Genomic DNA, 25,085 nt, shown 5'->3' with positions numbered 1-25,085 from the left:
AACACTTACAAATCGTCAGCGTTGTGCCTATAGTCCGCCTCGCCCGGCCGGAGGCACGGACCAGCCGGACCAAAGGGATAAACGCTCGAAGGCAAGGACCAAGCGATGAGTGACAAAATCGGTGTGATGATTTGCGGCCATGGCAGCCGCGACGTGGAAGCCACCCGGGAATTCGATTCCCTCGCCCACCATTTGCGCCAGCGCCTGCCGCAATATCCGGTGGAATCCGGCTATCTGGAATTCGCCCGCCCGATCATCAAGGACGGCCTTGAGGCCTTGAAGGCCCAGGGCGTCAACCATGTCCTGGCGGTGCCCGGCATGCTGTTCGCCGCCGGCCATGTCAAAAACGACCTGCCGTGGGAAATCAATTCCTTCGCCGCCGACAATCCGGGGCTTCAGGTCCAGTTCGGGCGCGAACTGGCCATCGACCCCAAGATGCTGGCCGCCGCCGCCGCCCGTATCGAGGAAGCGCTGGCCGCCGCCCCTGGCGAGGTCGAGCGCAAGGACACCCTGCTGTTGGTGGTCGGGCGCGGCACCAACGACCCCGACGCCAATTCCAACATCGCCAAGGTGGCGCGCATGTTGTGGGAAGGCATGGGCTTCGGCTGGGCCGAAATCGCCTTTTCCGGCGTCGCTTTTCCGTTGGTCAACCAGGCGTTGGAACGGGTGGGCAAGCTGGGCTATGCCCGCATCGTCGTCTTCCCCTATTTCCTGTTCACCGGCATCCTGGTCAAGCGCATCTATCAATGGGCGGACGAGGCCCAGGCGGCCAATCCAGGCGTGCAGATCGTCAAGGCGCCTTACCTCAACGACCACCCGCTGGTCATCGACAGCTTCGTCGAACGGGTCGAGGAAATCCTGGCCGGCCAGACCCACATGAACTGCACCCTGTGCAAGTACCGCACCCAGGTGGTGGGCTATGAGGGCCAAGTCGGCGCCGTCCAGGCCGGTCATCACCACCATGTGCGCGGCATCGGCACCGATGATGATCACGATCATAGTCATGGGCATCATCACGGGCACCACCATGACCATCACCACCATGATCATGATCACCATGCCCACCCGCATCCGCACGACCACGATCACGACCACTGAGGCATTGTCATGCTGACCGAAGCCCCGGTCTTCGACGCCTATGTCATGGTCGATTGGAGCGCGGAATCACGCCCCAAGACCGGGGCCGACAGCATCTGGATCATTGTCCTGGAAAGCGGCAAGCCCGAACGGCTGGAAAACCCGGCCACCCGTGACGCTGCGATCATCTTGCTGGCCGACATCCTATCGGATCTGGCGGCGCGCGGGCTGCACGTCTTGGCCGGATTCGACTTCGCCCTGGGTTTGCCGCGTGGGTCGCATAAGGCATTGGGCCTGAAAAACTGGCGCGATCTGTGGCGACGGCTGATGCCGCTGGTGGACGACCGCGCCGACAATGGCAACAGCCGCTTTGCCGCCGCCGCTCACCTGAACCAAAGCCTGGGCGATGTACCCGGGCCGTTCTGGGGCTGTCCGGCCAGTGCCGCCGGTCCGCATCTGACCACCACCAAGGGCGATTTCAAAGGCCTGCCGGAACGGCGGCTGGCAGAACAGCGCCTGCCGGCGACAAAATCGGTGTGGCAGCTGTTTTACAACGGCAATGTCGGCGGTCAGTCGCTGACCGGCATGGCCCGGCTGGAACAGTTGCGCCGCCATCCCTGGCTGGCCGATATCACCCGCGTCTGGCCGTTCGAGACCGGCTTGAAGGCCGTGGCCAAAAATTCCGATTGGCGCATCCTGATGGCGGAAGTTTATCCGTCGCTGCTGCCGGCCAAAGTTGCCCCTGGTCAGGTCAAGGATCAGGCCCAGGTGATCGCCCTGGCCCGCCACTTCGCCCATCTCGACCAGGACGGTCGGCTGGCCGCCTTGTTCGGTGGCGATGATCGTCTGAGCCCAGAGGAACGTTTGATTATCGAAACAGAGGAAGGCTGGATCTTGGGGGCCACCGATCCGCAGAAAATCGACATCCACGACTGGATCAAGGACCCGGACGAAATCTATCGCCGGTCGTTCGCCACCATCGCCGGTGAAGCCGATCTGGACAGTCTGCCCGCTGATTTGCGCGACATCGCCATCCGCATCGTCCATGCCTGCGGCATGACCGATATCGTCGCCGATCTGGCCTTTTCCGCCGGCGCCGGTACCGCCGGTACCCAGGCCCTGGCCAAGGGTGCGCCCATCCTGGTGGACGCCGAAATGGTGTCGCACGGCATCATTCGCCGCCGCCTGCCCAAGGCCAACACGGTGATCTGCACCCTAAACGACCCCGCGGTGCCGGCCACCGCCAAGGCGCTGGGCACCACCCGCTCGGCCATGGCGGTGGATTTGTGGCTGCCGCATCTGGACGGCGCCGTCATCGCCATCGGCAACGCGCCGACCGCCTTGTTCCGCCTGCTCGAACTGATCGAGCAAGGGGCGCCGCGCCCGGCCCTGGTGCTGGGTTTCGCCGTCGGCTTCGTCGGTGCCGCCGAAAGCAAGGAAGCGCTGATCCAGTCGGGCCTGCCGTTTATCGCCTTGCGCGGACGTCGCGGCGGCTCGGCCATGGCCGCCGCCGCCGTCAACGCCTTGGCCGGAGGCTTGGCATGATCAGCGTCATCGGTATCGGCGAGGATGGGCTGGACGGCATCAGCGCCGCCGCCCGCGCCCTGATCGCGGGCGCCGAGGTGATCGTCGGCGGCGAGCGTCATCTGGCCATGGTGGAAGCCGCCGACAAACGCCCGTGGCCCAGCCCGTTTGCCGAGGGCAAGGATCTGCTGAGTTCGTTGCGTCATAAAAACGTCGTCGTCCTCGCCTCGGGCGATCCCATGCATTACGGCATCGGCGCCACCCTTGCCCGCTGGTTCCCTGATGACGAGCTGCTGGTGCTGCCCCATCCCGGCGCCTTTTCCCTGGCTGCCGCCGCCTTGGGCTGGCCGTTGCAGGATTGCCTGACCCTGACCGTGCATGGCCGTCCGCTGGAGGCCTTGCACCTGCATCTGGCGCCGGGGCGCAAGCTGCTGGTGCTGTCCGAAGACGGCCAAAGTCCGGCGGCGGTGGCGCGTTTGCTGGAAAAAGCCGGTTTCGGCCCGTCGGACATGGTGGTGCTGGAACATCTGGGCGGGCCACGCCAGAACATCCGCCGGGCCAGCGCTGGCACTTGGGTGGGCGAGGCGGCGGACCTCAACATCATCGCCATCACCTGCCGGGCGGAAGCGGGCGCCCAAATCCTGTCCACAATCCCCGGCCTGCCCGACGATGCCTTCACCCATGACGGCCAGTTGACCAAGCGGGAAATCCGGGCGCTGACCCTGTCCACCTTGGCGCCGCTGCCGGGTGAGATGCTTTGGGATGTGGGTGCCGGCTGCGGCTCCATCGCCATCGAGTGGATGCGGGCCGGCGGTATGGCCACCGCCATCGAATCCCATGCGGGACGGGCCGGCTTCATCGCCGTCAACGCCGCGCGACTGGGCGTGCCCGGCCTGAAAGTGGTGCGCGGCCATGCCCCCGATGCCCTGCCCTATAGCGACCCCGATGCCATCTTCGTCGGCGGCGGTGTCTCCGCCCCTGGCCTGCTCGACGCCTGTTGGGCGGCGCTGCGCCCAGGCGGACGGCTGGTGGTCAACGCCGTCACCGCCGAGGGTGAGGCGGCGTTGCTGGCTTTTCACGCCCGCCACGGCGGCGCCATGACCCGGCTGTCGGTGGCGCGATTAGCCCCGGTCGGCGGCTTCCACACTTGGCATGCGGCCATGCCGGTGACCCAGTACAAGGGGGTCAAGGCATGAGCGGCACCCTGTGGGGCATCGGCATCGGCCCCGGCGACCCGGACTTGCTGACCGTCAAGGCCATTCGCCTGCTGGGCGCCTTGCCGGTGCTGGCGTGGCCGGCGCCGCTGGACGGCGACGGCATGGCGCGCACCATCGCCAGCCCCCATATCCCTGCCGGCAAGATCGAAATCCCCATCCGGCTGTCGTTTCGGCCCGAGCGCGACGATACCGATCAGGCCTATGGAAACGCAGCCGAAACGATAGCCGGGCATCTGGATGCGGGCCGCGACGTCGGCGTGTTGTGCGAGGGCGACCCATTGTTCTTCGGCTCGTTCATCTATGTGCTCGACCGTCTGCGCCAGCGTTTTCCGGTCCAGGTGGTGCCCGGCATCTCCTCGCCCATGGCCGCCGCCGCCATGGCGGTCAAGCCGTTGTCGCTGCTGGACGACGCGGTGGCCATCATCCCCGCCACCCGCAACGACGAGCAGATTCGGGCCATGCTGGAGCCCGCCGATTCGGCGGTGATCATGAAGGTGGGCCGTCATCTGTCCCGGGTCAAAGCCTTGCTCGCGGATATGGGGCTGCTGGACGGCGCGGTGGCGGTGGAACGGGCCACCCTGGCCGACCAGCGCATCCTGCCCTTGGCCGAAATCAGTTCGCTTTCCTATTTCTCGTTGATATTGGTGCATAAATGATCGCTGTCCTCTGCGTCACCCCCGCGGCCCTGGCCACCGCCCGCACAATCATCCGCCTGCTGCCCGAGGCCGAATTGCACGGCTTGAGCGGGCGTATCGACGACGCCCCGGTCGTGTTCAGCGACACCAAGGCCCATATCGGCCAATTGTTCAAGGACGGCCACACCATCATCGGTGTCTGTGCCGCCGGCATCCTGATCCGGGCCATCGGCCCGCATCTGATCGACAAACAGGCGGAACCGGCGGTGGTCGCCGTCGCCCCCGACGGTTCCAGCGCCGTGCCCTTGCTGGGTGGCCATCATGGCGCCAACGAACTGGCCCGGCGTTTGGCCGAGATGCTGGGCGGTCACGCCGCCATCACCACCGCCGGCGACCTGAAACTGGGTGTGGCCTTGGATGAGCCGCCGCCGGGCTGGCACGTGGCCAATCCCGCCGCCGCCAAGCCGGTGGCCGCGGCGCTGCTGGCGGGCAAGCCGGTGCGGCTGGAAGTGGAAGCCGGCGACGCCGATTGGCTGTCGCATCTGTCCTTCGCCGAGGATGCCGAACCGTCGGTGCGGGTCACCGATCATGCGGTGATGGCGGAAGACCGGGAATTGCTGCTCAACCCGCCGGTTCTGGCCCTGGGTGTGGGCTGCGAGCGTGATTGCGACCCGGCGGAACTGGCCGCTCTGGTGCGCGACACCCTGGAGGCCGAGGCCCTGGCCCCGGGTGCCATCGCCTGCATCGCCTCGGTCGACCTGAAAATCGACGAGCGCGCGGTGTTGGATTTGGCGCGATCCCTGGGCGTGCCCGCCCGCTTCTTCACCGCCGCCCGCCTGAACGAGGAAGCGCCGCGCCTGAAAAATCCTTCCGATATCGTATTGAAGGAAATCGGCTGCCCCGGTGTCGCCGAGGGCGCGGCTTTGGCCGCCGCTGGACCCGAGGCCGAGTTGGTGGTGCCCAAGACCAAAAGCAAGCGGGCGACCCTGGCCATCGCCCGGGCGCCGCATGCCATCGACCCCGCCCGCATCGGCCGTGCGCCGGGCCGGTTGTTCGTGGTCGGCATCGGCCCCGGCACGGCGCAATGGCGGACGCCGCAAGCCAGCGCCGCCATCGCCGCCGCCAGCGATCTGGTCGGTTATGGTCTGTACCTCGACCTGCTGGGCGAGGCTGCCGCCGGCAAGACCCGCCATCAAAGCGACCTGGGGGCCGAGGCCGACCGTGCCCGCATGGCCCTGGATCTGGCCGGTCAGGGTAAATCGGTGGCGCTGGTCTGTTCCGGCGATGCCGGCATCTATGCCCTGGCCACCTTGGTGTTCGAGCTGATCGAGCGTGAGGCCAACCCAGTGTGGCGTGGCACCGACATCCTGGTCATCCCTGGCGTCTCCGCCTTGCAGGCGGCGGCGGCGCGGGCCGGCGCCCCGGTCAACCACGATTTCTGTACCATCTCGCTGTCCGATCTGCTGACGCCGTGGGAGACCATCGAAAAGCGTCTGCACGCCGCCGCCGAGGCCGATTTCGTCGTCTGCTTCTATAATCCGGTATCGAAACGACGCCGCGATCAGTTGACGCGGGCCCGCGACATCCTGCTGACCGGTCGACCGGCTGAAACCCCGGTGATCCTGGCCCGGCAATTGGGCCGCCCGGAAGAACACATGCGCATCATCGCCCTGGGTGATTTGACCGCCGACGATGCCGATATGTTGACCATGGTGGTGGTCGGCTCCAGCGAAAGCCGGCGCATCGCCTTCAATGGCCGCGATTGGGTCTATACCCCGCGCGGCTATGCCAAGAAGCTGTGAGGTGAAGTCATGACCGTCCATTTCATCGGCGCCGGCCCCGGAGCCCCCGACCTGATCACCGTGCGCGGCCTCAACCTGATCCGCAAATGCCCGGTCTGCCTTTATGCCGGTTCGCTGGTCCCGGCCGAGGTGGTGGCCGAGGCCCCCACCGGCGCCCGCGTGCTGGATACGGCGGCCATGAACCTGGACGAGATCATCGCCGAGATGGAAGAGGCCGACGACAAGGGCCTGGACGTGGCCCGCGTCCATTCCGGCGATCCCAGCATCTATGGCGCCATCGCCGAGCAGATGCGCCGGCTCGACCAATTGGGCATCGCCTATGACGTCACCCCCGGCGTGCCGGCCTTCGCCGCCGCCGCCGCTGCCCTGGGCTCGGAACTGACCCTGCCCGACGTCAGTCAGACCATTATCCTGACGCGGACCGCCGTGCGTTCCAGTTCCATGCCGGCGGGCGAGGATCTGACCACCTTGGGCAAGAGCGGCGCCACCTTGGCCATCCATCTGTCCATCGCCAATCTGGCCCATGTGGTCAAGGAACTGACGCCGCTTTACGGCGCCGATTGCCCGGTGGCCATCGCCTATCGGGTCAGTTGGCCCGATCAGGCCTTCCTCAAGGGCACGCTGGGCGACATCCGCGCCAAGGTCAAGGAAGCCGGCCTGACCCGCACCGCCCTGATCCTGGTGGGCCGGGTGCTGGGCGGGGCCGAATTCACCGATTCGCGCCTTTATGCCCCCGACCACACCCATGTGTTGCGTCCGGCCAAGTCTTGACAAAAGGCAGGGCATGAAATTTCAAGCCGGGCTATGATCGCCGCCATGAATGCTGAACTTCCGCCCCTGCTGCCCGGCAGCGTCTGGCTGGTCGGCGCCGGTCCCGGCGACCCCGGCCTGCTGACCCTGCTGGCCGCCCATGCCCTGGATCAGGCTGATCACGTGGTGCATGACGCCCTGGTCGATGCCCGCATCATCGCCGGCATCCCCGCCGGCGCGGTGGTGGAATCCATGGGCAAGCGCGGCGGTGCCGCCAGTCCGCATCAGACCGAAATCACCGCCCGGCTGGTCGAACTGGCCCGGGCCGGCAAAAAGGTGGTGCGGTTGAAAGGTGGCGACCCCTTCGTCTTCGGGCGCGGGGCGGAAGAGGCGCTGGCTTTGGCCGACGCGGCCATCCCGTTTCGCGTCGTGCCGGGCATCAGCGCCGGTATCGGCGGGCTGGCCTATGCCGGCATCCCCGCCACCGCCAAGCAATGCAATTCCACCTTGGCCTTCGTCACCGGTCACGACCAGGATGGCGACGTGCCCGACGGCTTCGACTGGAACGCCTTGGCCAAGGGGGCTGAGGTCATCGTTTTCTATATGGGTCTGCGCAAGGTCGATACCTTGGTCGCCCGCCTGCTGGCGGCCGGGCGCAAACCCGACGAGCTGATGGCGGTGGTGTCGCGCGCCGCCACCTTGGAGCAAAAAGTGCTGGAAACGACCTTGGGCCGCTTGGAAGCCGATCTGGCCGCCACCCCCTTGGCCGCGCCGGCCTTGCTGGTGTTGGGCGGTGTGGTGGCCTTGCGGGCCAGACTGGATTGGTGGCGGCCATGAACGACGCCCTGTTCGGCCTGCAAGCGGGGCTGGCGGTGTGCCGGGTGACGGTGGAAACCCATTCCAACCTGCTGGTCGGCCTGTTTCTGACCGGATTGGTCGGCTCGGTCAGCCATTGCGCCGGCATGTGCGGCCCCTTCGTGCTGTCGCAGGTGGCGGCAAGGCTGGAAGCCATGCCGGTCGCGGGATTAAGTGAATTTTCCCGCCTCAAGGGCGCCGCCCTGATCCCCTATCATCTGGGTCGGGCCACCACTTATGCCGTCTTGGGCGCCACCGCCGGTTGGGCGGCGGGCAATCTGGCCGGGTTGGGCGGCTTCCAGTATGTCGCCGCCGGCCTGCTGGTGCTGGCGGCGCTGTTCCTGTTGATGATGGCGGTGCCGCGCCTGAAAACCGTGCTGGGCAGCAGCAGTGGCGAAAGCTGGTGGAGCCGCCATGTGGCCGGATTGGCCAAGCCGCTGTTCGCCGCCCCCAGCGGCTGGCGCGGTCTGGCCTTGGGCCTGGCCTTGGGCTTCATCCCCTGCGGTCTGCTCTATGCCGCCCTGGCGGCGGCGGCGGCCAGCGGCGACGCCCTGGCGGCGGCCTTCGCCATGTTGGCCTTTGCTGGCGGCACCGTACCCATGCTGCTGCTGGTGGGGTTGGCCGGGCATTTCGCCATCCATCAATGGCGCAGTGCTTTCCTCAAATGGGCGCCTTTGTTGCTGGCCGCCAATGCCGGCATGCTGGGCTACATGGCCTGGGCCCTGGTGGCGTGAAGGAGGATCGATGAAAAAGAAATCATCCATGTGGGCGCTGATCGCCGTGCTGGCGGTCATCGGCATCGCCGTCGGCAGCCGCCTGCTGGTGTGGTCGGGCGACGGCCATGCCGCCATCGGTGGCCCCTTCACCCTGACCGACCACAATGGCCGCACGGTGACGGAAAAAAGCTTCGCCGGGCGCTTCATGCTGATCTATTTCGGTTATACCTATTGCCCCGATGTCTGCCCGACGGCGCTGGGCGTCACCTCGGTGGCGCTGGATGGCCTGAGCCCGACCGAGCGGGCCAAGCTGGTGCCCGTCTTCATCACCGTCGACCCCGAGCGAGACACGGCAGCGGTGATGAAGGATTACGTCACCGCCTTCGCCCCCGACATGGTCGGGCTGATGGGCACGCCCGAGCAAACCAATGCGGCGAAAAAGGCCTTCAAGGTCTACGCGGAAAAGGCCAAGGGGGGCGACGGCGAAAATTATACCGTCGATCATTCGTCCATTCTGTATCTGATGGGCCCCGACGGTCGGTTCATCCAGCATTTCCCCCACGGCACCAATGCCGACGAATTGTTGGCCGGCCTGAAAAAGCATCTGAAGTGACATGAACCCACCCGGATTGATCCTGGCCGCGCCGTCCTCCGGCAGCGGCAAGACCCTGGTCACCCTGGGCCTGCTGGCCCATCTGACGCGATCGGGGATGCGCGTCGGCTCGGCCAAGGTCGGTCCCGATTATATCGATCCGGCCTTTCATGCCGCCGCCACCGGACGGCCTTGCCTCAACCTGGATTCCTGGGCCATGCGCCCGGCCAGTCTGGCCGGTCTGGTGCGAACCACTGGCGCCGAGGCCGAATTGGTCATCTGTGAAGGGGTGATGGGTCTGTTCGACGGCGCCGACGTGGCGCCGGGTCAATCCGACGGCTGCACGGCGGAAATCGCCGCGCTGACCGGCTGGCCGGTGGTGCTGGTCGTCGATGCGCGGCGCATGGCCGGATCGGCGGCGGCGGTGCTGGCCGGCTTCGCCCGCCTGCGTCCCGACGTCACCGTCGCCGGGGTGATCTTCAATCAGGTGTCCAGCGACAAGCACCGGCGCATGATCGCCGCCGCCTGTGCCCTTCATTGCCCCGAGGTGGAATTGCTGGGCTTCATGCCCGCCATCACCGATCTGGTGGTGCCCAGCCGCCATCTGGGGCTGGTCCAGGCCTGCGAGCATCCCGATCTGCCGGCCTTTTTCGCCGCCGCCGCCAGCGCGGTCGGGCAATACGTGGCCATCGACCGCCTGCGCGCCATCGCCCGGCCCAGCCGGCTGGACGGTCCGCCCACCTGCCCGCTGCCGCCCTTGGGCCAGCGCATCGCCATCGCCCGCGATCAGGCCTTCGCCTTCGCCTATGCCGGTCTGCTTGACGGCTGGCGCAGGGCCGGGGCCGAGCTTTGCTTCTTCTCGCCCCTGGCCGATCAGGCCCCCGACGGCGACAGCGTCTATCTGCCCGGCGGCTATCCCGAATTGCATGGTGCCACCTTGGCCGGCAACCGGGTGTTCTTGGATGGTTTGCGCCGGATCGCCGGTCAGGGCGGTACGGTCTTCGGCGAATGCGGCGGCTATATGGTGTTGGGGCAAAGCCTGGAGGACGGTGACGGCATCAGCCATGCCATGGCCGGATTGCTGCCGCTCGCCACCTCTTTGGCCAAGCGGCGGCTGCATCTGGGCTATCGCCGCGCCAGCTTGCGCACCGACACGCCGCTGGGAAAAGCGGGAACCAGCTTTCGCGGCCACGAATTCCATTTCGCCACCATCGTCAGCGAAAAGGGTCCGGCCCTGTTCGACGCCGCCGATGCCGCCGGCAATGACCTGGGAGCCTGCGGTTTACGGGCCGGGTCGGTCTGCGCCTCGTTCCTGCATCTGATCGATGGTGATCATTGATCCCTTGACTCCGGCCCCTCGCGCCCCCTCATATTGCAATGCACAATGGTGATCATGGATGTTGGCAATTAAAATAATTTAATTGCCTGACATGTCATTTTTGGGTAACAAAACTATCCTTCAGTATTGTGGGCAGGGGCGGAACTTATGCTTTATCACCTCCATGAGTTGCAGCACGCCGCGTTGGCTCCGCTCCGTCTGTTCGCCGAGGCGGTTCAGACCATGTACAGCCATCCGATGATGCCGCTGTCCTATACCAGCATGGGCCGGGCCATGGCCGCCGGGGCGGAATTGCTGGAACGGACGACGCGGCGTTATCCCAAGCCGCCCTTCAACCTGCCGACCACCCGCATCGACGGCCAGGATGTGACCGTGCGCGAAGTGGTGGTGTACGAAAAGCCGTTCTGCCACCTGCTGCACTTCCAGCGCCAGACCGATCGCCGCGATCCGCGCGTGCTGGTGGTGGCGCCCATGTCCGGCCACTACGCCACCTTGCTGCGCGGCACGGTCGAGACCTTGCTGCCTGACCATGACGTCTATATCACCGACTGGATCGACGCCCGCGAGGTGTCGCTGGATGCCGGCCCCTTCGCGCTCGACGATTACATCGACTATATCCGCGAGCTTCTGCACTTCCTGGGTGCCGACACCCATGTGCTGGCGGTGTGTCAGCCGTCGGTGCCGGTGCTGGCGGCGGTGGCCATGATGGCCGAGGACAACGACCCGCGCCAGCCCAGCTCCATGGTGCTGATGGGCGGCCCCATCGATACCCGCATCAGCCCGACCAAGGTCAACAAGCTGGCCACCGACAAGCCGCTGTCGTGGTTTGAAAGCCACGTCATCAACACCGTGCCTTACGTCCATACCGGTCGTGGCCGCCGCGTCTATCCGGGCTTCCTGCAATTGCAGGGCTTCATGAGCCTGAACCCCGAGCGCCATGTGGGCGAACACATCAACCTGTTCCACAACATGGTGCGCAACGACGGCGATTCTGCGGAAAAGCACCGCGAATTCTATGACGAATATCTGGCGGTGATGGATTTGCCGGCGGAATATTATCTGAACACCATTCAAAAGGTGTTCATCGAGCACCAATTGCCGGAAGGCAAGTTCCATTACCGCGACCGTCTGGTGAAGCCGCAACTGATCCAGCACACGGCGTTGATGACGATCGAGGGTGAAAAGGACGATATTACCGGTATCGGCCAGACCGAGGCCGCCCACAAGCTGTGCTCGGGCCTGACCGATGACCTGCGCGTTCACCATGTGGCCGCCAAGGTCGGCCATTATGGCGTGTTCAACGGTCGCCGCTGGCGCGAGGAGATTTACCCCCATGTCCGCGACTTCATCCGGACCCACGACAAGCTTACCGTTCTGGCGGACAAAGGCCATGAGCGCGTTGAGCCGGGACGAGTGGGAAAGTCTGTGTGACGGCTGCGGCAAATGCTGCCTGCACAAGCTTGAGGACGAAGACAGCGGCGAAATCCACTTCACCAATGTGGCCTGCCGCCTGCTGAACGTGGTCACCTGCGCCTGCAAGGATTATCCCAACCGGCGCGACCACGTGCCCGATTGCGTCCAACTGGACCCGGACAAGGCGGCCGAATTGCGCTGGCTGCCGTCCACCTGCGCCTATCGACTGGTGGCGGAAAACAAGCCGCTGCCGTGGTGGCACCCGTTGGTTTCGGGCAACGCCAATTCGGTACACGAGGCCGGCGCCTCGGTCCGCGGTCGAGCCATCAGCGAGAACCGGGCCGGGCCGTTGGATCGCCACATCGTCACATGGCCGGCCTAGACCCCCTGGTTTTGGACATCAACGGGCAGCGGGCCGAAGTGACGGTACGTCGCTCTGCCCTGGCGCGCTCCATGTCGCTGCGTGTCGATGCGGTGCGTGGCATCGTTCTGGTGCTGCCGCCGCGCGCCCGTCAGGCCGATGCCCTGCATTTCCTCTATTCCCATGCGGGCTGGCTGAGCGAACGGCTGCAAAAGCTGCCCCAGGCCTTGGCGTTGTGCGACGGAGCCCATGTGCCGTTGCTGGGCCGCGACCACCTGATCCGTCATCACCCCGAGGCCCGGCGCGGCGTCTGGGCCGAGGACGGGGAAATCCATGTCAGCGGCCAAGCCGACCATGTGGGCCGCCGCGTCGGTGATTTCCTCAAGGCCGAGGCCAAGCGGCGGATGACCGCCAAGGCCCATGATCTGGCCGCCCGCATCGGCAGAAAGCCCAGCCGCATCACCGTCAAGGACACGGTGTCGCGCTGGGGCTCGTGTTCGGCCCAAGGCGCCATCGCCCTATCGTGGCGGCTGGTGATGGCGCCCGAGGCGGTCATGGATTATGTGGTCGGGCACGAAGTGGCGCATCTGGCCGAGCTTAATCATTCCCCAGCCTTTTGGGCCATTGTCGCCAGGCTGGGGGTGGACCACCATGGCGGACGCCGTTGGCTGAAGGCCCATGGGGCGCTTTTGCACCGCTATCAGCCGGGCTGAGTGATTTTTGCTCCATATATCGTAATCTATTTTGTATTCTGTAATCAGCGTCGCCGCCGGAAAGCCCGTTCCATGTCCGAAATAAAGACCCGTCCTGCCGCCAACAGCTTGAAAGTGACCGTGTTGCTGACCGGGCTGGTGGCCTTTGGTCCGGTCTCCACCGATCTTTATCTGGCCTCCTTGCCCGACATGGGCCGTTATTTCTCCACCAGCGTCGAGATGGTGCAGATGACCCTGTCGGTGTTCCTGCTGGGCTTTGCCGTCTCCATGTTGATTTACGGGCCGCTGTCCGACCGCTTCGGCCGCCGTCCGGTCATCCTGGGCGGGGTGGTCATCTATGTCATCGGCTCGGTTGCCTGCCTGTTCGCCCCCACCATCGAGGTGCTGATCGCCAGCCGTTTCCTGCAAGCCCTGGGCGCTTGTTGCGGCCCGGTGGTGGCCCGCGCCGTGGTCCGCGACGTCTACCCGCGCGACCAAGCGGCCAAGGTGATGTCCTATATGGCTTCGGCCATGGCCTTGGCGCCGTTCGTCGCCCCCATCCTGGGCGGCTGGTTCCATACCTTGTTCGGCTGGCGCTCCAATTTCATCCTGCTGGGGCTGTTCGGCCTGATCCTGCTGGCCGGTACCTGGTTCTGGTTGGGGGAAACCAACCAGCACAAGGATCCGCGCGCCCTGTCGCCGCGCGGCATGCTGGGCAATTACCGGACCTTGCTGACCGATCGTCAGGTGCTGGGCTATGTGGCGGTGGTCTCGGCCACCTTCGCCGGCATGTTCAGCTTCATCTCGGCCTCGTCCTTCGTCCTCATCGACGTACTGGCCCTGCCGCCGGCCATGTTCGGTTTCGGCTTCGCCGTGGTGGTGTCGGGCTATATCGCCGGCGGCTTCATCGCCGGCAAATGGACTGGGCGGGTCGGTCTGGACCGCATGATCGGCATCGGCACGGCGGGGGCCGCTTTGTTCGGGGTCACCGCCGCCCTCCTGGCCTGGAGCGGCGTGCAGACCCTGCCGGCGGTGTTGTTGCCGCTGATGGGCTTTTTCCTGTGCGGGGCCATGGTCATCCCCAATGGCAGCGCCGGGGCCATCGCGCCGCATGCGCGCATGGCCGGCGCCGCATCGGCCTGCCTGGGCTTCATCCAGATGGTTGCCGGCGCCAGCGCCGGCTGGCTGCATTCGGCCAGCTTCAACCATTCCAGCCGCCCGTTGGCCACCTTGGTCGGGGTACTGGGTTTAGCCGCCTTGGCTGGCTATCTGTTGTTGGTGCGCAGGAAGGCTAGCCCGTGAATCTCTCACGCGGGGCCGGCATGACCATGGCCGGACGCACCACGTCCTTCATCAGGCCGGGGCCGTTGACCATGTGGAAGCCGCCGGAAACCACGCTGCCCACCACCTTGCGTCGCCGCGCGCTCCACACATAACAGCCCAATCCGGCCTGATCGGCGCAGTCTTGCAGCATGTCCAAGACCCCCAGCAGGCGGTCGTCGGCCATGCGTTCGTTGGCGCGCAGCTCCGACAGATCCAGGCCGATTTCCGCTCCCTCCAGTTCATCCACCCGCGCGAGCAGGGGGGATGACAGCCGCAAACGCAGCAAAACCCCGCCGCATAAGCCGTGCAAGGCCTGGATCACCCGGTTGATGGTTTCCGGGTCGGCGTCGTCGGGGATGCGGCAGATTTCCACCCGCACCCGGCTTTGGCGGATATGGGCGGCGACATCGGCGAAGGGCGCCACCAGTTCCGCCCGGTGGTCGCCATGGAGCGACGACCAGGTCAGCGGTACGATGACCGCGCAACCGCGATCGCCGCCGCGCCGCAAGTCGCGCATGGCGGAGGCGGCGACGAAGCGATCCAGCGCCAGGGCACTGCAATCGTCATGGGCGGGATAGGCCATGGACCCTTCCAGCGGTGAATCGCCGGGTCGGTCCAGCCGGGCGACCCGGGCGCAGTAGGCGGCGATGGCCTCGTTGTCGGCGACCCAGGTGGGCCGCCACAACAACGACAGGCGGGAATCGCCGGGCAGCGGGGCGATGCCTTGCCAGGGTTCATCCGGTTCGGTATCGCAATGTTCCCTGATGATCGGTGTCCAATCGACGGCGCCGGCATGGCGCTGGCGCGGTTGCGCGTCGAGTCGGGCGCTACAGGCGGCGATGGATGCCGGGGCGCAAGGCGCCAGATGATCGAACAAGGCGCGCGATTGCTCGATGGCCTGACGGACATTTCCGGCGTGCAGGCAACCATTCTCATCCACCGCCTCGGCCACATTCAGGTGGGCGGCCACCGCCAAGGGCCGCTCGCCGCCGACGCAGCGTTCGCCCAACAGATGGCGGCTGATGTCCTGGGCGATGGCGACGGCGATGTCGCGGGCCTGGGCTGGGGCAATGCGGGGAAACAGCAACAGCCAGGTCTGGTCATCGACGCGGCGGAACAGATTGCCGGCACCCAGACGGCGGCGGATCAATTGTTCGGCGATCATCGCCACCTTGTCGGCCAGACGCGGCCATTTGTCGCCCACCGCCTGGCGGAAATCGGCCAGCGACACCGCCCGCAGCCGCCCGGCCCCGCCGTCGGGGCGGTGGCGCAGTTCCTCAAGCATGTGGTCGAATTCGTGCCGCGCCGTGTTCATGGGGGGTGCCCGCAAGACGGGGCGGCGGGCCGGCACGACCAAGGCCGGCCTGTGCCACAAAGCGCGGAACCATTGACCAAGGTCCAGCATGGCGGGCACCCCTATCCCAACAGCCTATGCGAGATGAGGTGGGAGGCCGCCATCGCCCTTGCAAGGTCAGCGCCCGAAGATACTGCCCAACAGATCATCGATGGCGTTGCCGATGGCCCGCACCGGATCGCCGCCGCTGCCCTCATTGCCGCCCACCACCATGCCGCCGGCGGTGCCTTCGGTATCGGCCATGGTCGACGGCGTCAGATCGGGGGTGGGCAGGGCATGGACCGGCAGCCCCTGATGGGCGGCCATCATCACGCTTTTCCACAATTGGGCCGGCAATCCGCCGCCGGTGACCTTCTTCATCTCGTTGCGCTGGTCGTCGTTGCCAAGCCAGACGCCGGTGACGTAATCGGCGGTGAAGCCCATGAACCAGGCGTCGCGGTAATCCTGGGTGGTGCCGGTCTTGGCCCCGGCGGGGCGATCCAGCCGCGCCGCCTTGCCGGTGCCTTCGCCGATCACCGCACTCATCATCTCGTGCATATGGGCCAGGGCCTGATCGGACATCACCTTGCCGACGCCGCCGCCTTGGCGGCTCCACAGCACCTGACCGTCGGGGGTGGTGATGGACTCGATGCCGTGGGCGGTGATGCCATAGCCGCCATTGGCGAAGGGGGCATAGGCCTGGGTCAGTTCCAGCAAGGTGGTCTCGCTGGTGCCCAAGGCCAAGGACGCATCACGGCCCAGATCCGAGGTGATGCCCAGCTTGTGGGCGGTGGCCACTACCCGACCCGGCCCCACATCGTCGATCAGCCGCACCGCCACCGTGTTGGTGGAGTTGGCGAAGGCGTGGCGCAGGGTGACCTGCCCCTCGAAGCGTCCGTTGTAATTGCCCGGCGACCAATTGCCCAATTTCACCGGAGCGTCGTCATAGACGTCCTGGGGGGCCAGACCCTGCTCCATGGCGGTCAGGTAGACGAAGGGCTTGAAGGCCGAGCCCGGTTGGCGCAACGCCTGGGTGGCGCGGTTGAACTGGCTGTCGTCATAATCCTTGCCGCCGGTCAGCGCCCGGATGGCGCCATCGGGGGTCAGCACCACCACCGCGCCCTGAGAGACGTTGGCCTTGGCGCCGGGGCCGTTCAACAGCGCCTGCACCTGGGCTTCGACCTTGCGTTGCAGGGCCAGATCCAAGGTGGTGCGCACCACCACGTCGCGGCCCGCCACTTCGCTGATGCCGTCCAGACGGCTTAACGCCCAATCGGCGAAGTAACGCCCGGCAGGGGCCGCGCGCTTCACCGCCTGGGCGGCACCGCCCAAGGCGGCCATCTCGGCGCTGCGTTGGTCCATATAGCCGGCTTCGACCATGTTGCCCAAGACCTCGACCGCACGTTTGTGGCTGCCTTCGGGGCTGTTCAGCGGTGAATAGCGGCTGGGCGCCTTCAACAGGCCGGCGATCACCGCCGCCTGATAGGGGCTGACCCGGCGGGCGGAAACGTCGAAATAACGCTTGGCCGCGGCATCGACGCCATAAGCGCCCGAGCCCAGATAAACCCGGTTGAGGTAAAGGGTCAGCAATTGCTGCTTGGTGAAGCGCCGTTCCAGCCACAGCGCCATCAGCACTTCCTGGACCTTGCGCTTCATGGTGCGGTCGGGGGTGAGAAACAGGTTCTTGGCCAATTGCTGGGTGATGGTCGACCCACCCTGAACCACGTGCCCGGCCCGCAGATTGGCCCAGGCGGCGCGGGCCAGACCAAAAATATCGACACCGAAATGACTGAAGAAGCGACGGTCCTCGGTGGCCAACACCGCTTGGGCGATGGCGGGCGCGATCTCGGCCAAGTCCAGGGATTCGCCGTAAAGATCGCCAAAGGCGGCGAACACCTGACCATCGGCGGAAACGAACTGGATGCTGGGCCGCCGGGTCGGGGCGGTCACCTTGTCGATGTCGGGCAGATCGTGGGCGTAATAGGCGACCAATCCCGCCACGGCGATGCCCGCCCACACCGCCAAGGTGGCGCCCCACATCACCAGCCGTTTGCCCCAGCCGCGCTTTTTGCCAGCGGCTGCTTTGCGCTTTGGCTGACGCGGCGGCGGAGTGGGCTTTTGCCCCTTGGGTTGGCGCGGCGGCGGCGGCTCGGACTCGCTGCTGGAACGCAGGCGGTCAGCGGGATCGACGATCAGTTCAGGGGGGCGCTTAGTGGTCATGGCGGTTTCTACCACGGGGCATGTCAGTCTCGAAACTGGCATGTGGGCGTCGTTGGCTGTATGCTGGCGCCATCCGGGCGATGTCGCCGCAATCGAAGGAAGTGTTCATGCAAACCCTGTCCGTCACCTTGTCCGCCGCGCTTAAAGAACGGCTGGAGGCACTGGCGGTCGAGACCGGCAAGACCGTGGACGAATGCCTGACCCTGGCGGTGGCGGAATTCGTCGACAATTGGGAAATCCACATGAGCGACCTGCACCAGATCGACGATAACGAGGCCCGCACCGTGCTCAATGCCGGCGAGGAATAGGCTTTTGTCGGTGCCGATTGTGGCGAATTAAGGGGCGGGGGTGGCCTCCCACGGAAACACCAGCCAGACGTGCTGTTCCAGGTGCCTGACGTAGCTGTCGGCCAAGTCTGCTCCTTCAGGCTTGGCGTAAAGCGTGGCGTAGTGGCAATCGGGCAGCATGGCCCGGACCACCTTGGCGGTGGCGCCCGAATCCACCAGATCGTCCACCACCAGCCAGCGTTTGCCGTCCTCGGCCAGGGTCTTCAGGATTTCCATGTCGCCCTGCGAGCGGTGGTCGTAGCTGGAGATGCACACCGTTTCCACCAGCTTGATGTCGAGCTCGCGCGCCAGGATCGCCGCCGGCACCAACCCGCCGCGGGCGACGGCGACGATACCGTCGAAGGTGCCCTTGTCGTGCAGAAGGACGGCCAGGGCGCAGGCGTCGCGGTGCATGTCCTGCCAGCTCAGGCTTAAGGTTTCGGCCTGGCGGTAATCGTGGGTCATGGTGGCGGCTCCGGCAAAAAGGGGAATCATTACACACCGATCGACGGGCCATTGCCAAGCCCGCTTCCGCCAACACTGGACGGGACAGCAAGGTTGACGCAAAATCAAAGGATCGATGACGCGAATGGATGGGACATGCTGAACACCCCCATGGCCCGGCGAGGCATGATCACCTCGCCGCACCACCTTGCCTCGCAGGCCGGCTTGGCGGTCCTGCGCGAGGGCGGCAACGCCATCGAGGCGGCCATTGCCGCCGCCGCCGCCCTGGGCGTGGTCTATCCGCACATGAACGGTCTGGGCGGCGACGGTTTCTGGCTGATCGCCGAACCGGGTAAGCCGCCGGTCTCCATCGACGGCTCGGGCGCGGCGGGGGCCAAGGTCGACATCGACCTGTTCCGGGCGGCCAAGCTCAAAGCCATGCCGGCTAAGGGGCCGCTGGCCGCCAACACCGTTGCCGGCACGGTGTCGGGATGGCAGGCGGCGCTCGACATCTCCGCCCATTGGGGCGGTGGCATGCCGCTGGAACGTCTGTTCGAGGACGCCATCCATTACGCCCGCCAGGGCTTCGCCGTAAGCTCCCATCAGGCGGCGTGCACCGTCCGTAATCTGGCGGCTTTGCGCAAGGCGCCGGGCTTCGCCGATCTGTTCCTGAACCGCAACAAGGCTCCCGTCGCCGGGACGCTGATGACCTTGCCGGCCCTGGCCGACACCTTGGAGCGTCTGGCCAGCGTTGGCCTGGACGATTTTTACCGGGGCGAGGTGGGGCGCGCCATCACCGACGATCTGAAGGCGGCGGGCTCGCCGTTGCGGGCCGAGGATCTGGCCCGGCATCGCGGCATGCGCCGCCGTCCGCTGTCGCTGGCTTTGCCGTCGGGCACGCTGTTCAACACCGCGCCGCCGACGCAAGGGCTGGCCAGTTTGATCCTGTTGGGCGTGTTCCAGCGCCTGGGCGTCGAACGGGCCGACGATTTCGCCTGGATCCATGGTCTGGTGGAGGCGACCAAGAAAGCCTATCGGGTGCGTGATGCCCACGTCACCGACCCGCATCGCATGTCGGTGCACGCCACCACCTATCTGACCGATCCCATGCTCGACGCCCTGGCCGAAGAAATCGACCCGGCCCAGGCGGCCCCGTGGCCGCAGCGGGGCATGGATGGCGACACCGTGTGGCTGGGGGTGATCGACGGCCAGGGCCGTGCCGTCAGTTACATCCAAAGCCTGTTCCACGCCTTCGGCTCGGGGGTGACTTTGCCGGCCACCGGGGTGGTCTGGCACAATCGGGGCTTCTCGTTCTCGCTCGACCCGGATCACCGCAATGCGCTGGAACCTCGGCGTAAGCCGTTCCATACCCTGTCGCCGGCCCTGGCCCGGTTGAAGGATGGGCGCACCATGGTGTGGGGCAGCATGGGTGGCGACAGCCAGCCGCAAATCCAGGCGCAATTGTTCACCCGCACGGTTTTGTTCGGCCAGGGTGTGCAGGCGGCGGTCAGCGCCCCGCGCTTCGCCCTGGGCCGCGCCCTCGACGGCGCCCCGCCCGGCGGTTTGTTGCTGGAAAACCGCTTCGATCCGGCTTTGGTGAAAGAATTAAGCAAGGCCGGTCATGATATCCAGATGACCGGGGATTTCGACGCGGCCCTGGGTCACGCCGGCATGATCATCCGCCGTGCCGACGGCACCTTGGAAGGCGCCGCCGATCCCCGCGCCGACGGTTCCGTCGCCGGCTGGTAAAAAACTTCGTTTGCCCGAGGATATGCCCAAATGATCGAACGCATGATGATCCCCATCCAGGAATACCAGATCGAGGGACGCACCGTCTTCAACACCGGGGTGTCCACGGTGGGCAAGGGTGGCGACGATTATTTCTGTGGTCATTGCGGCCGCAAAATGATCCACAACATGAATTTGGCCCGCATCGAGGCGCCGGTTGTGTATCAGTGTGGCGGCTGCCAGTGCTACAACCTGCCGCCCGAAGTGGAAGCCGAGGCGGGCACCGCTGCCAGCGAGACCTGAGCCTTGGCCCCGGGCAGATAGACCGAAAACACCGAGCCTTGGCCCAGGGTGGATTCCACCACCAGGGCACCGCGATGGCGGTTGACGATGTGCTTGACGATGGCCAGACCCAGGCCGGTGCCGCCCAAGGTGCGTGACCGGGCGGTATCGACCCGATAGAATCGCTCGGTCAGACGCGGCAGATGTTCCTTGCCGATGCCGTCGCCATGGTCGCGCACGGCGAATACCACCGCCGTGCCGCCGCGCAGGCCTGACCCCGCCGCCGCCGGCAGGCTGGTGGCCAGCCGCAACGAGACGTCCACCGCCGTGCCGTCGCGTCCGTATTTGACGGCGTTGTCCATCAGGTTTTGGGCCAACTGCGCCAGTTCGTCGGCCTGACCGATGACCATGCGGGCGTTTTCGTCGATGCTGACCTGCACCTGCATGCGGCGCGGCTGCACCAAGGGCAGCAAGGCGTCGGCCCCGGCCTGGATGATGCGACCGAAATCGACGCTTTCGCCCGGCGGGGTGTGTTCGTTCAGCTCGATGCGCGACAGCGACAGCAGGTCGTTGACCAGTCGCGCCATGCGCGAGCCCTGGTCGTACATGATGCCCAAAAACTTGTCGCGCGCCTCGACATCGTCCCGCGCCGGGCCGCGCAAGGTCTCGATGAAGCCCAACAGCGTCGCCAGCGGCGTGCGCAATTCATGGCTGGCATTGGCGACGAAATCGGCGCGCATCTGTTCCATGCGCTTGACCGTGGTCAGGTCGTTCAGTGCCAGCACCGCCACCGCATCACTGGCCGGCGACGGCCCCAAGCGCTCGATACGGAATTGGAACGAGCGTGCCACCGGCACCGGCAGGTCAAAGGCGCCATCGCGGGCCTGGGCGCCGTTCAGCACCGCATCGGCGGCTTCCAGCACATTGGGATTGCGCAACACCACCGACAGGTCGCGCCCGCTGATGTCGCGGGCGAACACGGAAAGCGCACTTTGATTGAACTTGACCACCCGCCGTTCGGGGTTCAGCAAAATTAGCGGATCAGGCAGGTTCTCGAACAGGCTTTCGTTCCATTTGGCCAAAAGCGCCAGTTCGTTCTGGCGTTCCTGCCAAGCCCGGCGCAATTGCGCTACCGACGAGACGATTTCCTCGATCGGGGTGTCGGGGGTGACCGGCGGCGGCGTGTTTTCACCGCCGGCGGCCAGATTGCGCGCCCACAGGGCGACGCGGGCAGCATCGACCATGCCCGGGCGGATCAGCCAGCTGAGGGCCAGCACGATCCACCCCCACAGGGCCAGGGCGGTCAAAACATGCATGTCGCGGGCGATGACCAGACCGGCCAGCACCACGAAGCTGGGCAGGGAAAGCACCATGGCGCGGCGGATCAGACGCGGCGGGGTGAAACGTCGGCTCATGCGCCCTTCCAAAAAAACGGACGACCAGCATAGCAGGCCGTCCGGTCCGGTTTGATTAACTTCTCATGGCATCGTAACAGGCGAGCACCGCCATGTTGACGATGTCGTTGACGGTGGCGTCCATGGAGGTGATCTGGATCGGCTGGTCCAACCCCATCAGGATGGGGCCGATGACGGTGCCGCCGCCCAGCTTCTGCATCAGCTTGGCGCTGATATTGGCCGAATGCAGGCCGGGCATGACCAGCACATTGGCCGGCCCCGACAGGCGGCAGAACGGATAAAGTTTGAGAAGCGTCGGGTCCAGCGCCACGTCGGCGGCCATTTCGCCATCGTATTCAAAATCGACACGGCGCGAATCCAAGATGGCCACCGCCTCGCGCACCCGTTCCGACGGATTGGAGGCCGGATTGCCGAAATTGGAATAAGACAGCAAGGCGACGCGGGGCTCGTGCCCCATTTGCCGGGCCTTGGCCGCGCTTTGCTGGGCGATGTCGGCCAGTTGCTCGGGGGTTGGCGTCTCGTGCACGGTGGTGTCGGCCAAAAACACCGTGTGGCCCCTGGCGATCAGCATGGTCAGGCCCAGCAGCACCTCGCCCGGGGCGGGGTCGACCACCCGCTTGATCTCGTCGAAGGCCTGCCAGTAATTGCGAGTCAGGCCGGTGACCATGGCGTCGGCGTCGCCTTCGCACACCATCAGGGCGCCGAAGATGTTGCGTTCCTGGTTGACCAGACGCTGCACGTCGCGCATCAGCAGACCCTGGCGTTGCAGGCGCCGGTACAGCACCTCGGTGTAATGCTCGCGCCGGTCGGACAGGCGGGCATTGACGATTTCCATGCCTTCCAGACCGGGCAGGCCGCTGGCCTTCAGCGTTTCGTGGATTTGCTCCTCGCGCCCCAGCAGCAGCGGCGTGCCGTAACCGGCGTTACGGAAGGCGAGGGCGGCACGGATGGTCTTTTCCTCTTCGCCCTCGGCGAAGACGACGCGCTGGGGATGGGCGCGGACCTTCTCGGAAATGGTTTGCAGGCTGGCCGCCATGGGGTCGAGGCGGGCGGAAAGCTGCTTGCCATAGGCTTCCATGTCGATGATCGGCTTTTGCGCCACCCCCGAGTCCATGGCGGCCTTGGCCACCGCCGGCGGGATGGTGGCGATCAGGCGCGGGTCGAACGGCACCGGGATAATATATTCGGGACCGAAACGAAGCCGGCGCCCGGCGTAAGCCGCGTCCACTTCGTCGGGCACGTCCTCGCGCGCCAATTGGGCGATGGCGCGGGCCGCCGCCACCTTCATGGCTTCGTTGATGGTCCGCGCACGGACGTCGAGGGCGCCGCGGAAGATATAGGGGAAGCCCAGCACATTATTGATCTGGTTGGGATAATCCGAGCGCCCGGTGGCGACGATGGCGTCGGTGCGGACCTGGCGCACCTCTTCCGGGGTGATTTCCGGGTCGGGATTAGCCATGGCGAAGATAATCGGCCGCGCCGCCATGGACGCCACCATCTCGGGCGTCACCGCGCCCTTGGCCGACAGCCCCATGAACACGTCGGCACCGACCATGGCCTGTTCCAGGGTACGGGCATCGGTGGGCACCGCATGGGCCGACTTCCACTGGTTCATGCCCTGGGTCCGGCCCTGGTAGATGACGCCCTTGGTGTCGCACAGCAACACGTTTTCGTGACGGATGCCCATGGCCTTGATCAGCTCGACGCAGGCGATGGCGGCGGCGCCGGCACCGTTGACGACAATCTTGGTGTCGGCCAGCGCCCGCCCGGTCAGATCAAGGGCGTTCAGCAGGCCGGCGGCGGCGATGATGGCGGTGCCGTGCTGGTCGTCATGGAAGACCGGAATATCCATGATCTCGCGCAGCCGGCTTTCGATGATGAAGCATTCCGGCGCCTTGATGTCCTCCAGGTTGATGCCGCCGAAGGTCGGCCCCAGGAAGCGGACGCAATTGACGAACTCGTCCACGTCGCGGGTATCGACCTCGAGATCGATGGCGTCGACGTCGGCGAAACGCTTGAACAGAACCGCCTTGCCTTCCATCACCGGCTTGCCGGCCAACGCCCCCAGATCGCCCAAGCCCAGAACGGCGGTGCCGTTGGAGATCACCGCCACCAGATTGCCCTTGGCCGTGTAATCATAGGCCAGCGACGGGTCGCGGGCGATATGCAGGCAGGGAAAGGCGACGCCCGGTGAATAGGCCAGCGACAGATCGCGCTGGGTGGTCATCGGCTTGGTCGGCACCACCTCGATCTTGCCGGGACGGCCCGAGGCATGCATCAGCAGGGTTTCGCGCTCCAGCGTCGATTGGGCGCTGGATTCATTACGGTTGGCGGACGAATCGGTCATGATCGGTGGACGTTCCTGAAGTACGGATCGGGGCCTGTTCAGCGGCCCTTGCGGTTGAACACGTGGATATTGGCGCCCCCGGTTTCGGCCAAGGCGCGCTTGGCTTTCTCTTCGGCCAATTGGTCGATGGCGAGCACCCACAAGATGACGGCGCCGGCGATCAGGGCGCGCTCGAAATCTTCCGAATCGGGCAGGGCCGAGACTTCGTCCAGCACTTCTTTGACAGCGATGCCGCCGATTCCGGCGGCAATGATGCCGGCGATGGCCACGCCCACCGGACCCGAGGCCAGGGCGATCAACCCGGCGGCGACCAGCGGGCCTTCATACTTGATGTCGCCGGCGACGGCGACCAGGGCGTCCTTCCACTTGGTCGGCGGCTGCGCCGCATCCAGCGAATGGTGCGACGACAGCACCGACAAATCGGAACGGTTGAAACCATTGGCCAGCAAGCGATCGACAGCAGCCTGGAAATGGGCGCGGTCGGCAAAGGTTCCCACCACTTCGCGGGCGATAGGGGCATGGGTGTCGGTGGCGGTCAAAGACCCCTCCTGATCAGTATTGGGGGCAGGTATTGTGCGCCATCGCCACGCGCTTGCATAGGGGGCAGGGGTTGCGCACCGGCACCAGCATGCTACCTTGCCCGATCCGCCGCCCAACCGGACCTGCATGCCGTGACCGAACCGACCATCCCCGC

General features: G+C 65.9%; 23 protein-coding genes. 17 read left to right on the top strand and 6 right to left on the bottom strand.

The genetic code is table 11. The features are described 5' to 3' along the window. The first annotated feature begins 105 nt into the window (after nt 1-105). The 14 genes from MGMSRV2_RS15915 to MGMSRV2_RS15850 all read left to right on the top strand — a co-directional run bounded on the left by MGMSRV2_RS15915 (nt 106) and on the right by MGMSRV2_RS15850 (nt 14,275). Complete coding sequence (locus tag MGMSRV2_RS15915; RefSeq protein ID WP_024081384.1) at nt 106-1,098, top strand: sirohydrochlorin chelatase; 993 nt, start codon at nt 106-108, stop codon at nt 1,096-1,098. Between the two features lie 903 nt (nt 1,099-2,001). Continuing rightward, complete coding sequence (locus MGMSRV2_RS21740; protein ID WP_084028307.1) at nt 2,002-2,622, top strand: precorrin-8X methylmutase; 621 nt, start codon at nt 2,002-2,004, stop codon at nt 2,620-2,622. Then, nucleotides 2,619-3,797 (top strand): bifunctional cobalt-precorrin-7 (C(5))-methyltransferase/cobalt-precorrin-6B (C(15))-methyltransferase, encoded by a 1,179-nt coding sequence (locus MGMSRV2_RS15905; protein WP_024081382.1) that lies wholly within the window; start codon nt 2,619-2,621, stop codon nt 3,795-3,797. The genes MGMSRV2_RS21740 and MGMSRV2_RS15905 overlap by 4 nt, the downstream gene beginning before the upstream one ends. Beyond that, nucleotides 3,794-4,474: a precorrin-2 C(20)-methyltransferase gene (gene cobI / locus MGMSRV2_RS15900; protein ID WP_024081381.1), complete on the top strand. Its 681-nt coding sequence runs from the start codon at nt 3,794-3,796 to the stop codon at nt 4,472-4,474. The genes MGMSRV2_RS15905 and cobI overlap by 4 nt, the downstream gene beginning before the upstream one ends. After that, complete coding sequence (gene cobJ, locus MGMSRV2_RS15895; RefSeq protein WP_024081380.1) at nt 4,471-6,255, top strand: precorrin-3B C(17)-methyltransferase; 1,785 nt, start codon at nt 4,471-4,473, stop codon at nt 6,253-6,255. Before cobI ends, cobJ begins: the two co-directional genes overlap by 4 nt. A gap of 9 nt (nt 6,256-6,264) precedes the next feature. Beyond that, nucleotides 6,265-7,026: a precorrin-4 C(11)-methyltransferase gene (cobM, locus tag MGMSRV2_RS15890; RefSeq protein WP_024081379.1), complete on the top strand. Its 762-nt coding sequence runs from the start codon at nt 6,265-6,267 to the stop codon at nt 7,024-7,026. A 45-nt stretch (nt 7,027-7,071) separates the two neighbouring features. Next, nucleotides 7,072-7,842 (top strand): uroporphyrinogen-III C-methyltransferase, encoded by a 771-nt coding sequence (cobA, locus tag MGMSRV2_RS15885; protein WP_197538538.1) that lies wholly within the window; start codon nt 7,072-7,074, stop codon nt 7,840-7,842. Continuing rightward, complete coding sequence (locus MGMSRV2_RS15880; RefSeq protein WP_024081377.1) at nt 7,839-8,594, top strand: sulfite exporter TauE/SafE family protein; 756 nt, start codon at nt 7,839-7,841, stop codon at nt 8,592-8,594. The genes cobA and MGMSRV2_RS15880 overlap by 4 nt, the downstream gene beginning before the upstream one ends. A gap of 10 nt (nt 8,595-8,604) precedes the next feature. Continuing rightward, nucleotides 8,605-9,189, top strand: a complete 585-nt coding sequence (locus tag MGMSRV2_RS15875) for an SCO family protein (protein WP_024081376.1) — start codon at nt 8,605-8,607, stop codon at nt 9,187-9,189. Between the two features lies 1 nt (nt 9,190). Next, nucleotides 9,191-10,507 carry a cobyrinic acid a,c-diamide synthase CobB gene (locus MGMSRV2_RS15870; protein ID WP_024081375.1) on the top strand — a complete coding sequence of 439 codons (1,317 nt, stop codon included), beginning with the start codon at nt 9,191-9,193 and terminating at the stop codon, nt 10,505-10,507. Between the two features lie 147 nt (nt 10,508-10,654). Next, the gene (locus MGMSRV2_RS15865) at nt 10,655-11,938 is read left to right on the top strand and encodes a polyhydroxyalkanoate depolymerase (RefSeq protein ID WP_024081374.1); all 1,284 of its coding nucleotides are present in this window, start codon (nt 10,655-10,657) and stop codon (nt 11,936-11,938) included. After that, the gene (locus MGMSRV2_RS15860) at nt 11,898-12,302 is read left to right on the top strand and encodes a YcgN family cysteine cluster protein (protein ID WP_024081373.1); all 405 of its coding nucleotides are present in this window, start codon (nt 11,898-11,900) and stop codon (nt 12,300-12,302) included. The genes MGMSRV2_RS15865 and MGMSRV2_RS15860 overlap by 41 nt, the downstream gene beginning before the upstream one ends. Continuing rightward, the gene (locus MGMSRV2_RS15855) at nt 12,290-12,994 is read left to right on the top strand and encodes a M48 family metallopeptidase (RefSeq protein ID WP_024081372.1); all 705 of its coding nucleotides are present in this window, start codon (nt 12,290-12,292) and stop codon (nt 12,992-12,994) included. The genes MGMSRV2_RS15860 and MGMSRV2_RS15855 overlap by 13 nt, the downstream gene beginning before the upstream one ends. A gap of 72 nt (nt 12,995-13,066) precedes the next feature. After that, a complete protein-coding gene (locus MGMSRV2_RS15850; protein ID WP_024081371.1) occupies nt 13,067-14,275 on the top strand; it encodes a multidrug effflux MFS transporter in 1,209 nt (402 codons plus the stop codon). Here the strand turns inward: MGMSRV2_RS15850 and MGMSRV2_RS15845 are convergent. Together MGMSRV2_RS15845 and MGMSRV2_RS15840 are read right to left on the bottom strand one after the other, a co-directional pair. Then, the gene (locus tag MGMSRV2_RS15845) at nt 14,265-15,701 is read right to left on the bottom strand and encodes a hypothetical protein (RefSeq protein WP_024081370.1); all 1,437 of its coding nucleotides are present in this window, start codon (nt 15,699-15,701) and stop codon (nt 14,265-14,267) included. The genes MGMSRV2_RS15850 and MGMSRV2_RS15845 overlap by 11 nt on opposite strands. Before the next feature lie 66 nt (nt 15,702-15,767). Further along, entirely contained in the window at nt 15,768-17,849 is a 2,082-nt protein-coding gene (locus MGMSRV2_RS15840; RefSeq protein WP_024081369.1) for a transglycosylase domain-containing protein, read from the bottom strand. Between the two features lie 107 nt (nt 17,850-17,956). On the opposite strand from MGMSRV2_RS15840, the gene MGMSRV2_RS15835 reads away from it, so the two are divergent. After that, nucleotides 17,957-18,157, top strand: coding sequence for a hypothetical protein (locus tag MGMSRV2_RS15835; RefSeq protein WP_024081368.1), 201 nt, complete (start codon nt 17,957-17,959; stop codon nt 18,155-18,157). A 27-nt stretch (nt 18,158-18,184) separates the two neighbouring features. Here MGMSRV2_RS15835 and gpt read toward each other — a convergent pair whose 3' ends face one another. Beyond that, nucleotides 18,185-18,640, bottom strand: a complete 456-nt coding sequence (gene gpt / locus MGMSRV2_RS15830) for a xanthine phosphoribosyltransferase (RefSeq protein ID WP_024081367.1) — start codon at nt 18,638-18,640, stop codon at nt 18,185-18,187. Between the two features lie 135 nt (nt 18,641-18,775). Between gpt and MGMSRV2_RS15825 the strand changes: the two genes are divergently transcribed. Continuing rightward, nucleotides 18,776-20,368, top strand: coding sequence for a gamma-glutamyltransferase family protein (locus MGMSRV2_RS15825; RefSeq protein ID WP_024081366.1), 1,593 nt, complete (start codon nt 18,776-18,778; stop codon nt 20,366-20,368). 30 nt (nt 20,369-20,398) lie between these two features. Continuing rightward, nucleotides 20,399-20,650 (top strand): hypothetical protein, encoded by a 252-nt coding sequence (locus MGMSRV2_RS15820; protein WP_024081365.1) that lies wholly within the window; start codon nt 20,399-20,401, stop codon nt 20,648-20,650. Here the strand turns inward: MGMSRV2_RS15820 and MGMSRV2_RS15815 are convergent. Genes MGMSRV2_RS15815 through MGMSRV2_RS15805 form a run of 3 tightly spaced genes read right to left on the bottom strand, consistent with a single transcriptional unit; the run spans nt 20,593 to nt 24,930 of the window. Continuing rightward, complete coding sequence (locus tag MGMSRV2_RS15815) at nt 20,593-22,044, bottom strand: ATP-binding protein (RefSeq protein ID WP_024081364.1); 1,452 nt, start codon at nt 22,042-22,044, stop codon at nt 20,593-20,595. The two genes, MGMSRV2_RS15820 and MGMSRV2_RS15815, sit on opposite strands and share 58 nt — an antisense overlap. A gap of 55 nt (nt 22,045-22,099) precedes the next feature. Continuing rightward, a complete protein-coding gene (locus MGMSRV2_RS15810) occupies nt 22,100-24,391 on the bottom strand; it encodes an NADP-dependent malic enzyme (RefSeq protein ID WP_024081363.1) in 2,292 nt (763 codons plus the stop codon). A gap of 38 nt (nt 24,392-24,429) precedes the next feature. Continuing rightward, nucleotides 24,430-24,930: a hypothetical protein gene (locus MGMSRV2_RS15805; protein ID WP_024081362.1), complete on the bottom strand. Its 501-nt coding sequence runs from the start codon at nt 24,928-24,930 to the stop codon at nt 24,430-24,432. Nucleotides 24,931-25,085 lie beyond the last annotated feature (155 nt).

The sequence above is a fragment of the Magnetospirillum gryphiswaldense MSR-1 v2 genome, assembly GCF_000513295.1.
Taxonomy (GTDB): domain Bacteria; phylum Pseudomonadota; class Alphaproteobacteria; order Rhodospirillales; family Magnetospirillaceae; genus Magnetospirillum; species Magnetospirillum gryphiswaldense.
Note: the sequence above shows the minus strand (reverse complement) of the source record. Positions and strands in the feature narration are given on the sequence as shown.